This is a genomic window from Haladaptatus sp., from assembly GCF_049589095.1.
GTDB lineage: Archaea > Halobacteriota > Halobacteria > Halobacteriales > Haladaptataceae > Haladaptatus.
Genome location: NZ_JBAWAC010000257.1, coordinates 1 through 12,491 on the forward strand (window position 1 = coordinate 1; position 12,491 = coordinate 12,491).

Below are 12,491 nucleotides of genomic sequence, written 5' to 3' on the forward strand. Positions count from 1 at the left end.
GACGAGTTCATAACCCTCGTCGAGAACGAACACGGCCTCGAAGAGGGGAGCCTCGCCATGTCCGTCATCATCGAGAGCGGAGCGGCGGAATTGGCGATGGGCGACCTCCGCGAGGAGATGGGAAAGCCGGACAACAACCTCGAACGCCTGTTCATGCTCGTGGACGGCGAAGTCGATTACACCAAGGACATGCGTGCGATGACGCCCACCGGTGGCCTCCCGGAGTGGGAGGAACTGCGCCACAACACGTCGCGCGGTGCGAGCGCCGCCGGACTCATCGCGGTCGACGGTCCGTACGACGACATCCGGGACGTGGACGGCTACCGAGAGCGCATGACCGCCAACCGGGCCAAGGGAATGATCGGCATCTGGTCGCTGACCCCCGGCCAAGTCGTGACGGCGAACGAGGCACCGTTGCCGCCGAAAATCGGCAGATGGCTGCTCAACGTTGACGGCCAACGAACCGACCTCGAACGGGAGGACGACACACAGTTTTACGACGGAAATCGAGTCGGACTGTCGGAGACCGGCGACGGCTATCGCCTTCAGGTCGGCGACGACGAGCGGGAACTCGACGAGGACGAACTCCGCGAGGAACTGCTGGACATGACCGAATACGTCCCGAGCATGGACGACATCGTCGATTCGATGGAGGAGTTCGAAGCCGCGAAGGAAGCGGGGAGGGGTGCCATCGCCATGACGCAGGCGACGACCGTCGTCATCGACGGCGTCGAGGTCGACATCGAGAACGACCGAATGTGGGACGAAGCCACGTACCAAGCCGCGATGACGCCGATCGCCGTGTTCCAAGACGTGTACGAGAACCGGCCCGACCAACACGAGGCGTTGGCGGAACTGTACGGCGAGAACGTGGTCGAACGAGCGATGCAGGTCGGCTGACGAACGGTTCACCGGCACTCGTCGGCGACCGCTCGCCCATCGATTTGCAGTTCGATTTTCCCGTGCTACGACGAAGTCGATCGACCAGGGAGTAGTATCGATATATTTTTAATATCACATCAATCTCATAGTAATATTTTTGAATTAAAATCCACCCCCTTGTATATCACCGTGTAAAACCGCGCCAATCCTTAATGTATTAAATTATCTTTGTACGGGTATGGCAATCAATACCAAAAAGTTCGCGATCGTGATCGGTGCAGCGTTGGTGCTACAAGCCGCCACTGTCGGCGCAATCGCGACTGGAGGAACAGCCATCGCAGTGCCCACGGCAGGTGTGGGTGGATTCACCGTCACTTTCGACCAACTAGAGGGTCAAGGGTTCACGCAGTACGCATCGCTTGAGAATTCGAGCGAGTGCGGAACGTACCCGTCGGCGGTTGCAAAAATCAACCAAGGATCGATCAAGGGGCTAAAAATGTACAAGGACGTTGAAATTCCGAAGGGAATGCCCGGCGGTGGTACCACCGTCCGTCTCATGATCTCTTCGGACAAGACGGTGAAATTCAGGGGAATGACACAGAAGTTCACCTATCTCCAAGGGAACCTCAAGATGGAGAACCAGAAGACGCTGTCCGATCCCAACAGCATGAAGAGTTCGTTCTCGCTCTCGGCACCGACCATCGTCATCGATGACGGGAGGATCAAGGCACAAAGCCAATTCCTACAGAGCATCACGCTCTCCGGAGCACACGTGAAGACGGTCGTGAACCCGAAAAACACCACTAGCTTCCCGAAGAGCCAGTGTGCAGCGGGAGGAAACTGATCCGAGCGAACGGAGGATCACGATATGAGTTCAATTCACATAACGCAGTTCGCATCGTACCGGACAAGGTTCGCGTCGTGGCGCCACGACCGGCCGTTCTGGGGTGCACTCCTCGTCATCCTCGCCGGACTCGTCATCGGGATCATCCCCGCACAACTGGCGATAACCTTTGCGCTCGTTCCGAGTACGTTCATGTTTGCGGGGTTGGTGTTCGCAGTCTTCGTCTTCTTGAGCGGTGTCTTCGCTCTACTGCGCCCGGAATTCGCCGAGTTCTTCGGTGCCGCTGGCATCCTGCTTTCGATCGCCTCGATCTTCGGGGCGCTCGGAGGGTTCGGCGTGGGGATGATACTCGGCACGCTCGGCGGTGCGCTCTGTGTCGCGTGGGAACCACCTGAGACCACCGAGACCGACACCGAAGAAACAACACCGGCAGTGTGATCGTCGGAGGGTTCCATTTTGGGCGAATCGTATTGCCGAGCCTTCAGTTTAGACAACAAATAATTATGTACGTTTCGAGAATGAGTGCGTGATAGGATCGAAGATGATGAGATATCTAACCCTCAAATTAGTCCTGGACGGGAAGGGAATCCATCCAGTCGGCGACGTTATCGCTGCACGGCCCGACGTCCAACGGGATCAACTCCTCCACGTCAACTCCCTCTTCAGCGGTGGCGGTGTGCTTCTCTATCGACTGCGTGGGAGCTCAAAAGGGCTCGTCGAGGAGTTGGATGCGCACGAGTCGGTCTTGGCTTACGATATACTCGACGTCCAAGACGATCTGTTTCACATCTACATACACGTCGAAGCGGGTGAGCCGGCGGGAACGCTCATGTACGTCGTCGAGAAGTATGCACTCATCATCAATACGCCGCTCACGTACACCGACTCCAACGACATCCTCGCCACCGTCGTCGGCAAGCAGGAGATGATACAACGGGCGTTCCGCGAGCTACCGAAGCAAATCGACGTCCGTGTCGAACAGACGGGGGAGTACGCGCCGGATTCCGACCACCTCTTTTCGGGGCTGACCGATCGGCAACACGAGGTGCTCGAAACCGCCGTCAAACAAGGACACTATCAGATCCCACGGCGATCGACACATGCGGACATCGCGGAACGACTCGGCTGTGCGCCGAGCACCGTCGACGAACACCTCCGAAAGGCGGAGTGCCACCTCTTTTCGACCCTTTTCGGACACCGGGAATGACGTCCAACGAAGATTCGACGGGATATAAATAACCGTGCATGAGTGCGGGAATAAATATTCCTCTGCGGTCGTATGGTAGGAACAATCATAGCAGATAGTGATATTCGATGAAACACCGAACCATCCTCGTGGTTATCCTTTGTCTCGTGATCGCTTCGGTATCTCCGGCGACGGGCACACACCGTGAAACGTCGGGTGCATCCGCCCAACAGTCGTTCTCGGACGCGAAACGCTGCTTCCAGAACGTGACGTTCCGGACCATGAACTTCCCTGCCTACCGGCAGAATGCCCACAGTCTCGACGTCGAGGGGGCGATGTCCGGAAATATCGGTGATGGTCCGCGGACGAACGACACAGCGCTCAGCGTTCAGGTCGAACGGATACACGCCGAGTCGGTCTGTCTAGAGGTGAAGCCGACTGGGGACGATGCGGGCATCAGAATGACGTTTCACGACGCGGTGTTGAAGAAGACGAAACTTCAGGGGGCGAACATGCGGTTCGAACGGGCGACGGCCGACGCGATAACGTTCGACGTTCCGAAGCGAATCGGCCGCCAATTCCGTTCCCTACTGACGGGGGGAGACCAAGCGAATGACGGGAACGACGACGCGGGCGCTGGACCGAACTCGGGTGCAAACGAGAATCGAACGGTTGCACCCGGCGACACGACTCACCGAGTGGGGACCATCGTGAACGACTCCACTGAGGGAAGGGGTGAGGACAATAACCCAGAAAACGAGGTCAACGATACGAAGAACAAAGTCGGAAACGGAGTCGATAACGTCACGGACGGGGTGAACGATACTCGTGACGATGTCGCTGACCGTGTACACGACACCACCGGGAACGTCACCGATGGCGTGGACGACACGACGAACGATACGACGGATAAAATCACGGACGGCGCGGACAATACGACAGATACGATCGGCGATACGACTGACAATGTCACGGACCGTGTCGATAACACCACGGACACGGTTGACGACACGACGAAAAAAGTCTTAGACGGCGTGAATAACACGACGGACGAGGTGGACGATACCACGAATAAAGTCACGGACAGCGTCGATGAGACGGCGGATGGGGTCGATAATACCACGAACGGACTCACTGGTGAGGTGGACGATACCACAAACAAAATCACGGACCGTGTGGACAAGACGGCGGACAAAGCGGACGGGAGTGCCGATACGATCACGGACGGGGTGGACAATACGACGGATACGGTCGATAAAACGACCGACAAGGCCACGGATGAAGTGGACGATACCACAGGGAAGGTCACGGACGGCGTCGATACGACGACGAACACGGTGGACGACACCACGAGTAAAACCACTGGGACGGTAGACGAGACGACCGAGACGGTCGGCGATGGTATCGAGAACACATCAGATGGGGTCGCAGATGGTGTCGAGAACACGTCGGATGAAGTCTCAGGTGGCGTGGGAAAGACGGTGGCTGGTCTCACGACGACCGCTGACAGCACGACGGATGCCATCCAAAATACGTCGACTGCCGGTGGGAACGCCAGCACCGGTACTGACGCGGGCGGTAACTCCACGATAGGAACGGCGGTGAAGAACGGAACCGGCGGAACGGACGACGGATCGCTGTTGGAATGGACAGCTAGTTCGTCGGTGACGAAATTCTGACCGCCCGTTGTCGACGACGGTTTAGCTGTTCTGCGGTTTGAAGATGTCGGCGAGACGGCCGACGAACGAGTTGTTCGGATGCGTTCCTTCGACGACCTCGTACTCGCGTTCCAGCGTCCCTTCCCTCGTCAACCGAAGGATCGTCAGGTCGCCGTCCGTGAGGAGCGTTCCGGCGTCGTTCCCGACGATGGTCCCGGACGTGGTGACGAGCGTTGCGCGTGCGCCAGCACCCGACGCGAGGCTTCTGAGGGCCGAAATGTCGTCCCTGTCGGGACGTTCGTAAACCGCGCCGATGACGTGGTCGTTCAGCAGGTCATCGCGTGCGTAGACGTGAACCGGAACCTCCTCGTCCGACGCGTCGGTGACGATACTGTCGATCTCCGTTCGGAGTTTCCTGTCCTCGAACGCTTCGGCGAGGGCCTGCCGCGCGACGAGTTGCTCGTCCACCCATGTGGCTCCGTCTTCGCTCAAGAAGTACCGGTACAGCACCCGCTCGATGGTTTGGAGCGGATCGGCGACGTGATGGCAGTCACGGCATCGAAGGCGGTTGACGGGCTTTTCGAACACGTCGCCACAGTCCTCACAGACGTGTGCCGCATCCGATTCGAGGTGTTTCAGCGAATCGAGTTCGGTCTCGCAGTTCGGACAGACGACGGCGTTCTCGCCGACGAACTGCTCCCGCATCCCCTCGTAGCCACACTCCGGATGGCGATAGCTGTCCGTTCGTATCGTGTTCGGCGATTCACAGGACGGACACGCCGTCGTGTACTGCATTCCCTTCGCTTCACAGCGAGGACAGATGTACTGTTTCTCCTGAAACTCGCGGTGAAGGAGGTCGCGTTCGGACAGCGTTTCGAGCACCTCGAAGGTGTCCCCGTCGTAGTCGTCGAGATACTCGTCCGCGTCGGGGTAGGTGACCGTCCCCGTTTCGATGTCCAGTACCGGTCGAATTTCGTCGAGCGTCCCCTCTCGAAGGGCGCTCAGTAGTCGGACTGTACCCGGTGAACCCATGATCGATTACAACATGCCCATCTATTTAATCATCTCCCAAACTATAATTATTGTTTTGTAATTCTCGGTATGTTTCTCGGGCGATATCGTGACCGACGTTTTGAGAAAGTGGTCAGAACCTCCTTTTCTATCCCGCACGCTGGTACGAAATAGGTCAGCGAATCGCACCCACGACCACAGACGGTCCAAACGGAGTCGAAAACAAATGAAATCTACAGTCCGGAACGACACGACCGAGAGGAGAACCCCTTCCATCGAGGAGACGCTCTACGGGCCGCCACAGCATTCGACGCGAAGGACCGACCCGGAGTTGACGTTCTATGGAGTCCCACAACACGAAACCGACGTCGTAGTCGACGCGGAACCGCGGGAATCGCCCGCGTACCGATATCGCTGGGAGATGGAGAGCCGTCGGGACCGCTTCCAGTTCGGCCCTGGGCCAGCGACGGGGGTGATTTTCCCATGACCGCGACGAAGTCCGGTGACGGGTTCGTAACCGATATCGTCGAATCCTGTCCCGACTGTGGCCGGGACACGGTACACGAGGTCGAGATAGAGATTCGAACCGAAAACGAACACAGCGACAACGCGGCGTTCTCGCGCGAACCGTACCGAGTCAGTACGTGTACGGGATGTGGGAGAACGACCGCGGTTCGCATGAACAACGTGCGAGGGCTCTGATGGCGAACTTGGCCAGCAGCGAGAACGGAATCCGCGTCCGACCGCCGAACCGCAGGTCGTCATCGAGACGGTGCCTGAACTGCGGGGGGTTCGTGACGGCGCGCTTCGCTCGCGTGTTCGGAGACAACACCGACGAAGTCCACGGTTGCATCGCCTGTCTCGACAGGAGTGCTGTCCGTGCGGGGAACGCCTGTGCGACCGAGGACGACGAACTCTCCCGAAACGAAACCGTCCAGACGACACCCGACTGACCGCTCGTCGGTCGAATCGAGCATGGTGTCGCGTGTCGATGTACCGTTTCTGGTACTACCAGGATTCATAATTGTTTTCCGATAGGGCTTCCGGAGTACGATAATGGCTGTCGAACGACAATCGACCGGCGTTCGCGGATTCGACATCGTGTTGAACGGTGGACTGATTCCGAACCGGTCGTACGTCCTCCACGGTGAAGCAGGCACGGGAAAGACCGTGCTCGGATTGCGTTTTCTCGAAGCGGGAAGTTCGAGATAACGGAAAATGGTGTCAGAGTCGGCGAACCGATGGAGGACCTTCAAGGGGTATTGACCGGTATGCCGCGACTCGACGACTGAATCCCGAATCGCTATTTTGGATTAAAAATCGGTATCATTATACCATAGTAGTGTGAGCTATCAATCGAGCGACGTATGGGAACAATACTCACGGTGTTGGGATTCTGGGAGGGAGTTCGATGGCTCGGTACGACCGTTCCGTTTTTTACCGTTCTCCCCGCTTTCGTTGGCATGCTCGTCTTGATTTGGATGTTCATGCCCGACCTGCCGATGCAACCGAGGCCGACGGTACCCGATGGCGAGTATCGGTTCGATCCGGACGATTTCGAACCGCGGTGATTCGAGAGACCGGTCAGAACGTCTTTTTAACCCCCTCTCGAACGTCCGGATGAGGAGAATCGCCGAACGAGCGACCAAACCAACAACCATGACTAACGCAGTACCTGACGGACGGCACGTGGAACCGGATACGCCCGAAATCGTCTTCGCGATCGACGAGACCGCGGACGAGCGGTATCCAAACCGGGCGATCATTGCCGACATCACGCGGGACGACGCGTGGGTCGCGGTAGACGAGATGGACACGATGCCGTTGGCCGAGTGGCGATAGGTCCTCGAACGGACGACCTTTTCGCGAGTAGATTCGACGGAGAGCGGTCGCTCTCGATACTTCGGACTGTGAGCGGCCACCCTCCATCACATATTCGTTACGATAACCTATTTTGAGAATGGTTAAATAGAATCTCTCTGTAGCATCGAACGACATGGTGCTATCACGATGAGCGAGCGCGTCGAGGCGAGTTCGGGGGACGGCGGACTCACCCGCGAGTTGGGGTTGCTCGATTGCGTGCTGTTGAGCGTCGGCGGGATGGTCGGGTCCGCGATTTTCGTCTTCCCCGGTTCGACCGGACGGTTGGCCGGTCCCGCCTCGACGCTCGCGTGGTTGGTCGCTGGGCTGTTGATGATGGTAATCGCACTCTGCTACACGGAACTCGCGCTCGCGTTCCCGAAGGCTGGCGGTCCCGCCGTCTTTCCCGCCGAAACGTTCGGCCCGAACCCGTTCGTCCGCCTCTTCGCCAGTTACATCGAAGGGGTGTCCTACTGCATCGGGATGGTGTTCAGTATCACGATTTCGGCGCTCGCAATCGCCCAGTATTTGGGGATCGCGTTTCCCAGCATGAAGGGGTACGTCGTTCCGATAGCGCTCGTCGCGATCGTCTTGAGTTTCCTCGTCAACCTCGTCGGCGTGACGAGTACGAGTAGGACGAACCTCGTTCTGTCTTCGCTACTGCTCACGGTTCTCCTCGTCTTCGTCGCCGCCGGACTGACGAAGTTCGAACCGACGAACTACGAGCCATTTTTCACGGGCGGACCGGCGAAGTTCTTCGCGGCCGTTCAACTGGCGCTCACGGGATACGGCGCGTGGACGGTGATTCCGTCCGTCGCGGAGGAGGTGAAACGACCGGCCAAAACCGTCCCGCGGGCTATTTTACTCTCGCTTCTCGTAACGACGGGGGGCTACACGCTCGTCGTCGTCGTGCTCCACGGCGTCGTCCCGACGTCGGCGTTCCAAAGCGGTAACGCCGTGATCGAAGTTCCCCTCGGGGTTACGGCGGCGAAACTCGGACTACCGGTGGTTCAACGATATCTCCTCCCGCTCGGCGCGATCGTCGCCATCTTCACGACCATGCTGGTCGGGACCATGAGCGCCAGTCGCATCGTCCTCGCACTGGGGCGGAACGACACGCTCCCCTCGTTCTTCGCGGCGGTCGATTCGCGCTTTCAGGTTCCGTGGGTCGGACTCGTGACGGTGTCCCTCGTCGCCGCCGCGCTGACGGCCTTTCCGGAATATTTCTACGAACTGCTCGTCATCGCGTCCGTGGTCGGAACGGGACTTCCGTACGCGCTCAACATCGTCTCGTTCGTCGGACTGCGCTACTACCGCCCCGACGTAACGCCGCCGTTTCGTGCCCCCGGCGGGTACGCGCTCCCCGCCGTCGCTCTCGTCGCACTTAGTGTTGCGATGGTCGGACTGGGTTCGACCGAAGTGCTCTGGTCGCTGGTCACCGTCGTCCTCATCGCTGGTTCCTTCCTCGTCCGGTATCTCATTTGGCCCGAACTGTTCCGCCAGCACGACTTCGTAATATCGCGCAAATGAATGATCTCGCCGTGACGTTTCCAGTCGAAACGAACGATCGAAGCAATCCGTGCAGATTTGAACACGACTGGTCAGTCGTACGCACGGCATCGTGAATTACCACTCAATACGGTCCAATTCCGCCATTCTCCCGAATTCTCGTGGAGTGTTTCCTGCCGAGACTGTTCATTTTTGCGTATTCGACCGCTGAATGAGTGCACGAGTTTGAACAAGTTTGAACGTTTTTGCAGAACATTTATTAGGGTCGTTTGTTTTGGTTATGGATGTCATGGGTGACGAACACAACCATACACGGCGTCGATTTATGCAAACGACGGGGGCACTCGGTATCGCAGGGTCCACTGCGCTCGCCGGTTGTACCTCTTCGAGTAAGAGCGACAAGGGAGGCAAAAACGGAGGCAGCGGCGAGATGGCCGACAAGATCAAATTCTTCAACGCGGGGAGTCTCAAGGACGACCCCGGAACCAAGAAGAACATCGACCGGTTCGAGAAGAAAACCGGCATCGAGGTCGAGGTCAACGAGGTTCCGTGGAGCAACCTGAAGACGACGCTCATTACGCAGTGGCGAAACGAGAGCAGCAAAGTGGACGCCTTCAACGGGCCGACGTGGTGGCTCGCCGACTTCGTCGCGGCCGATTGGGTCGAACCGCTTCCGCTCACGAAGAAACACATGAACAAGTTCCCCGACAATCTCAAGGAACTCGTCATGTTCGACGGGAAGCCGTACATGGCCCCGCAACTGGGCAAATGGGGCAACTTCCTCTACGACAAGCAGTACTTCGAGAAGCAGGGAATCTCGTCGCCGCCGGACACGTGGGATGACGTTCTCAAACTCGGCGACAAGGTCGGCAACGACCGGTCGGCGTTCGGGTTCACGTGGGCGAACAAGGACGTTTTCATGTTCAAACAGTTCCTCTGGCAGGCGGGCGGCCAGGTGTTCAACGACAAACACGAACCCGTCTTCGCGGACAAAGGAGTGAAGGTCTTCGACGAGTTCCTGACGCCGCTTCGAAAGAAGGGGCTCCTCCCGAGCGGCGTCCAGAGCATGAACGAGGGGAACGTCGGCGACGCCTTCATCGGCGGCAAGTTCGCCACCGTCGAGGGATGGACGCCACTCGGTTCCCGTGCGCTCGACGAGGACTGGAAGAAGGACCGTCTCGGCATCGCCAAACCGCCGAAAGGGCCCGCGTCGCGTGCGACGTTCCAGGATTCGAACGCCGTCGGCGTTTCGGCGTTCTCGAAGCGCAAGAAGGCCGCGAAGAAGTTCGCGGAGTTCATGAGCGAGGAGGAATCGTGCAAGACCGACATGGTGGTCGAGGGGAACCCGGCGGTCATGCCGTCGGTGTACGACTCCGACGAGGTGAAAGAGAAGTATCCGAAGGAGTTGCGCGACAACATGAAGTACAACCTCAAGCACGCGACGAGCGAGATTTACCGCCTGCAACCGCAGGTCGACGACATTCTCTCGTCCAACATCACGCCCGTCTTCCTCGGCAAGAAGGACGCTCACGACGCGCTCACCGCTGCCCAACAGGACATCAAGTCGCTGTACAAGAAGAACAAGATTCTGTAGAGTCACGCATATATGGCAGAGAATACACGCTCGCTTCGGCGACGGCTCGATAGGCTGTTCATCCCGCTCACGGTGGGACCGACGGTCATCTGGATAGCCGGCATCATCCTCTATCCGACGCTCCAACTCCTGTGGTCGAGTCTGTTCTATACGAACCCGATTACACAGCAAAAACAGTTCGTCGGACTGGACAACTTCGCCTCGCTTCTGTTCAAGCACGGCCACTGGTTCGGGACGGTCAACCCCGACATCGTCCGGTTCACGAAACACACCGTCATCTACGTCGGCTTCAGCGTCACCATCTCGTTCCTGTTGGGACTCGGCATCGCGATGCTGCTCAACAAGGATCTGAAGGGACGTGGCTGGATCCGGACGGCAGTCATCGTGCCGTGGATCCTGCCGTACGTGATGAGCGGTCTGATGTGGCGTTGGATGTTCCAGACGCAGTACGGTGCGATTAACGGCGTCCTCGTCGGCGGCGGCGTCATATCGAAACAGATCCCGTTCCTCTCGGACGGAACCCTCGCGATGATCGCACTCATCATCGCCGACGTGTGGGTGTTCACGCCCTTCATCATCATCATCCTCCTCGCGGGACTCCAGAACGTTCCCGAGCAGTTGTACGACGCGGCCGAGGTGGACGGCGCGAGTCGATGGTCGCGGTTCCGGAACGTCACCTACCCGTTCCTCAAACCGTCGATCCTGGTCGCGCTCACCATCCGGATCATCTTCGACATCCGGGCGCTCGACCTCGTCTGGGTGATGACCCACGGCGGGCCCGGGAAGTCCACCGAAGTGTGGGCTTCGTGGCTCTACCGCACCGCGATGGTGTTCGGAGACACCGGCCAGGGTGCCGCCCTCGGCGTGGTGATGCTCGCTACGACGTTCGCCATCGTTGCGGTTCTCTATCAGGTCTTCGGAGGGACCCCCTACGAAACATGAGTATGAAAACAGACACGATGAGCCGACTGCGGCGCGGATTGAACTTGAACGCGGAAGACGAGTGGCCGAGCGTGATCCGCGAGCGACTGGTCGCCTACGGACTGCTCGGTCTCTACGTCGTGGTGGTGTGGTTCCCGATCTACTACATCCTCATCACGAGTTTGAAGGCACCGTCCGAGACGCTGTCGTTCCCCATCACGTTCTACCCGCACCACCCGACGGTTTCGAACTACGTCGAGATCTTCCAGAACCGCCCGTTCGGCACGTACACGCTGAACAGCCTCATCGTCGCCGGAACGACGACGATAATCTGTGTCACGCTGGGAACGCTATCGGGATACACGTTCTCCCGATACGACTTCCTCGGCAACAAGGCGCTGTTGCTGTCCATCATCGCCGCGCGGATGATCCCGCCTATCGCGCTCATCGTTCCGTTCTTCGAGATCATGTCCCACCCGCCGATCATCGGCGCGGTCACGGGAAGCCTGTACGACACGAAGATAGCGCTCATCCTGACGTACACGTTCTTCAACCTGCCCTTTGCGGTGTGGATCATGAAGAACTACTTCGACGGCGTCCCGAACTCGTTGGACGAGCAGGCCCAAGTCGACGGTTGTTCGACGTGGGAGGGCTTCTTCAAGATCATCCTCCCGGTGGCGAAACCGGGCATCGCGGCGACGGCCATTCTGGCCTTCATCTTCTCGTGGAACGAGTTCGTCTTCGCGCTCGTCCTCACGTCCTCGAACGTCGCACAGACGCTGCCAATCGGCGTCTCCCTGTTCGTCGCCGACGACTTCATCGACTGGGCACACCTCGCTGCCGGTGGCATGATTGCGGCTCTGCCGGGCATCCTGTTCGGCCTGTTCTTCCAGCGCTACATCGTCAGCGGTCTCACGCAAGGAGCAGTGAAAGAATGACGAAAACAGATCTACAAATGCGATTCAATCCAACCGACGGTGGTATCGATGGCTGAAGTAACGCTCGACACGCTCGAAAAACGGTTCG

Annotated in this window: 16 protein-coding genes; 15 read left to right on the forward strand and 1 reads right to left on the reverse strand. The window is 58.5% G+C overall.

The features are described from left to right. The 5 genes from WBV42_RS08355 to WBV42_RS08375 all read left to right on the forward strand — a co-directional run. Window positions 1-900 (forward strand): malate synthase (locus WBV42_RS08355; RefSeq protein WP_423985622.1); only part of this gene is annotated, 900 nt, incomplete at its 5' end. Window positions 901-1,120: 220 nt separating this feature from the next. Then, window positions 1,121-1,726: a DUF6230 family protein gene (locus tag WBV42_RS08360; RefSeq protein WP_253228521.1), complete on the forward strand. Its 606-nt coding sequence runs from the start codon at window positions 1,121-1,123 to the stop codon at window positions 1,724-1,726. Between the two features lie 24 nt (window positions 1,727-1,750). Then, on the forward strand, window positions 1,751-2,164 hold the full coding sequence (locus tag WBV42_RS08365) for a DUF6114 domain-containing protein (RefSeq protein ID WP_423985623.1): 414 nt from the start codon (window positions 1,751-1,753) through the stop codon (window positions 2,162-2,164). A gap of 88 nt (window positions 2,165-2,252) precedes the next feature. After that, window positions 2,253-2,933 (forward strand): helix-turn-helix domain-containing protein, encoded by a 681-nt coding sequence (locus WBV42_RS08370; RefSeq protein ID WP_423985624.1) that lies wholly within the window; start codon window positions 2,253-2,255, stop codon window positions 2,931-2,933. A 107-nt stretch (window positions 2,934-3,040) separates the two neighbouring features. Continuing rightward, window positions 3,041-4,591, forward strand: a complete 1,551-nt coding sequence (locus WBV42_RS08375) for a hypothetical protein (RefSeq protein WP_423985625.1) — start codon at window positions 3,041-3,043, stop codon at window positions 4,589-4,591. A gap of 21 nt (window positions 4,592-4,612) precedes the next feature. Here the strand turns inward: WBV42_RS08375 and WBV42_RS08380 are convergent, their stop codons facing one another. Continuing rightward, the gene (locus WBV42_RS08380) at window positions 4,613-5,602 is read right to left on the reverse strand and encodes a hypothetical protein (RefSeq protein WP_423985626.1); all 990 of its coding nucleotides are present in this window, start codon (window positions 5,600-5,602) and stop codon (window positions 4,613-4,615) included. Window positions 5,603-5,807: 205 nt separating this feature from the next. Here WBV42_RS08380 and WBV42_RS08385 point away from each other — a divergent pair, with 205 nt between their 5' ends. The 10 genes from WBV42_RS08385 (at window position 5,808) to WBV42_RS08430 (ending at window position 12,403) form a co-directional block, all read left to right on the forward strand. Continuing rightward, the gene (locus WBV42_RS08385; protein WP_253228516.1) at window positions 5,808-6,068 is read left to right on the forward strand and encodes a hypothetical protein; all 261 of its coding nucleotides are present in this window, start codon (window positions 5,808-5,810) and stop codon (window positions 6,066-6,068) included. Then, window positions 6,065-6,283 carry a hypothetical protein gene (locus WBV42_RS08390; RefSeq protein ID WP_253228515.1) on the forward strand — a complete coding sequence of 73 codons (219 nt, stop codon included), beginning with the start codon at window positions 6,065-6,067 and terminating at the stop codon, window positions 6,281-6,283. Before WBV42_RS08385 ends, WBV42_RS08390 begins: the two co-directional genes overlap by 4 nt. Next, on the forward strand, window positions 6,283-6,534 hold the full coding sequence (locus tag WBV42_RS08395; RefSeq protein ID WP_423985627.1) for a DUF7563 family protein: 252 nt from the start codon (window positions 6,283-6,285) through the stop codon (window positions 6,532-6,534). Before WBV42_RS08390 ends, WBV42_RS08395 begins: the two co-directional genes overlap by 1 nt. Window positions 6,535-6,637: 103 nt before the next feature. Then, window positions 6,638-6,793 carry an ATPase domain-containing protein gene (locus WBV42_RS08400; protein WP_423985628.1) on the forward strand — a complete coding sequence of 52 codons (156 nt, stop codon included), beginning with the start codon at window positions 6,638-6,640 and terminating at the stop codon, window positions 6,791-6,793. Between the two features lie 155 nt (window positions 6,794-6,948). Continuing rightward, a complete protein-coding gene (locus WBV42_RS08405) occupies window positions 6,949-7,152 on the forward strand; it encodes a hypothetical protein (RefSeq protein WP_253228512.1) in 204 nt (67 codons plus the stop codon). 88 nt (window positions 7,153-7,240) lie between these two features. Further along, complete coding sequence (locus WBV42_RS08410) at window positions 7,241-7,423, forward strand: DUF7556 family protein (protein ID WP_423985629.1); 183 nt, start codon at window positions 7,241-7,243, stop codon at window positions 7,421-7,423. 168 nt (window positions 7,424-7,591) lie between these two features. Then, a complete protein-coding gene (locus WBV42_RS08415) occupies window positions 7,592-8,971 on the forward strand; it encodes an APC family permease (protein ID WP_423985630.1) in 1,380 nt (459 codons plus the stop codon). Between the two features lie 304 nt (window positions 8,972-9,275). Beyond that, complete coding sequence (locus WBV42_RS08420) at window positions 9,276-10,544, forward strand: ABC transporter substrate-binding protein (RefSeq protein WP_423985631.1); 1,269 nt, start codon at window positions 9,276-9,278, stop codon at window positions 10,542-10,544. Between the two features lie 12 nt (window positions 10,545-10,556). Further along, entirely contained in the window at window positions 10,557-11,486 is a 930-nt protein-coding gene (locus tag WBV42_RS08425) for a carbohydrate ABC transporter permease (RefSeq protein ID WP_423985632.1), read from the forward strand. Further along, window positions 11,483-12,403, forward strand: coding sequence for a carbohydrate ABC transporter permease (locus WBV42_RS08430; RefSeq protein ID WP_423985633.1), 921 nt, complete (start codon window positions 11,483-11,485; stop codon window positions 12,401-12,403). The genes WBV42_RS08425 and WBV42_RS08430 overlap by 4 nt, the downstream gene beginning before the upstream one ends. The last annotated feature ends 88 nt before the right edge of the window (window positions 12,404-12,491 follow it).

Coding starts and splice junctions, on each gene's coding strand:
- WBV42_RS08360 (WP_253228521.1), top strand. CDS start 1,121: ATGGCAATCAATACCAAAAAGTTCGCGATCGTGATCGGTGCAGCGTTG.
- WBV42_RS08365 (WP_423985623.1), top strand. CDS start 1,751: ATGAGTTCAATTCACATAACGCAGTTCGCATCGTACCGGACAAGGTTC.
- WBV42_RS08375 (WP_423985625.1), top strand. CDS start 3,041: ATGAAACACCGAACCATCCTCGTGGTTATCCTTTGTCTCGTGATCGCT.
- WBV42_RS08380 (WP_423985626.1), bottom strand. CDS start 5,602: ATGGGTTCACCGGGTACAGTCCGACTACTGAGCGCCCTTCGAGAGGGG.
- WBV42_RS08385 (WP_253228516.1), top strand. CDS start 5,808: ATGAAATCTACAGTCCGGAACGACACGACCGAGAGGAGAACCCCTTCC.
- WBV42_RS08390 (WP_253228515.1), top strand. CDS start 6,065: ATGACCGCGACGAAGTCCGGTGACGGGTTCGTAACCGATATCGTCGAA.
- WBV42_RS08395 (WP_423985627.1), top strand. CDS start 6,283: ATGGCGAACTTGGCCAGCAGCGAGAACGGAATCCGCGTCCGACCGCCG.
- WBV42_RS08400 (WP_423985628.1), top strand. CDS start 6,638: ATGGCTGTCGAACGACAATCGACCGGCGTTCGCGGATTCGACATCGTG.
- WBV42_RS08405 (WP_253228512.1), top strand. CDS start 6,949: ATGGGAACAATACTCACGGTGTTGGGATTCTGGGAGGGAGTTCGATGG.
- WBV42_RS08410 (WP_423985629.1), top strand. CDS start 7,241: ATGACTAACGCAGTACCTGACGGACGGCACGTGGAACCGGATACGCCC.
- WBV42_RS08415 (WP_423985630.1), top strand. CDS start 7,592: ATGAGCGAGCGCGTCGAGGCGAGTTCGGGGGACGGCGGACTCACCCGC.
- WBV42_RS08420 (WP_423985631.1), top strand. CDS start 9,276: ATGCAAACGACGGGGGCACTCGGTATCGCAGGGTCCACTGCGCTCGCC.
- WBV42_RS08425 (WP_423985632.1), top strand. CDS start 10,557: ATGGCAGAGAATACACGCTCGCTTCGGCGACGGCTCGATAGGCTGTTC.
- WBV42_RS08430 (WP_423985633.1), top strand. CDS start 11,483: ATGAGTATGAAAACAGACACGATGAGCCGACTGCGGCGCGGATTGAAC.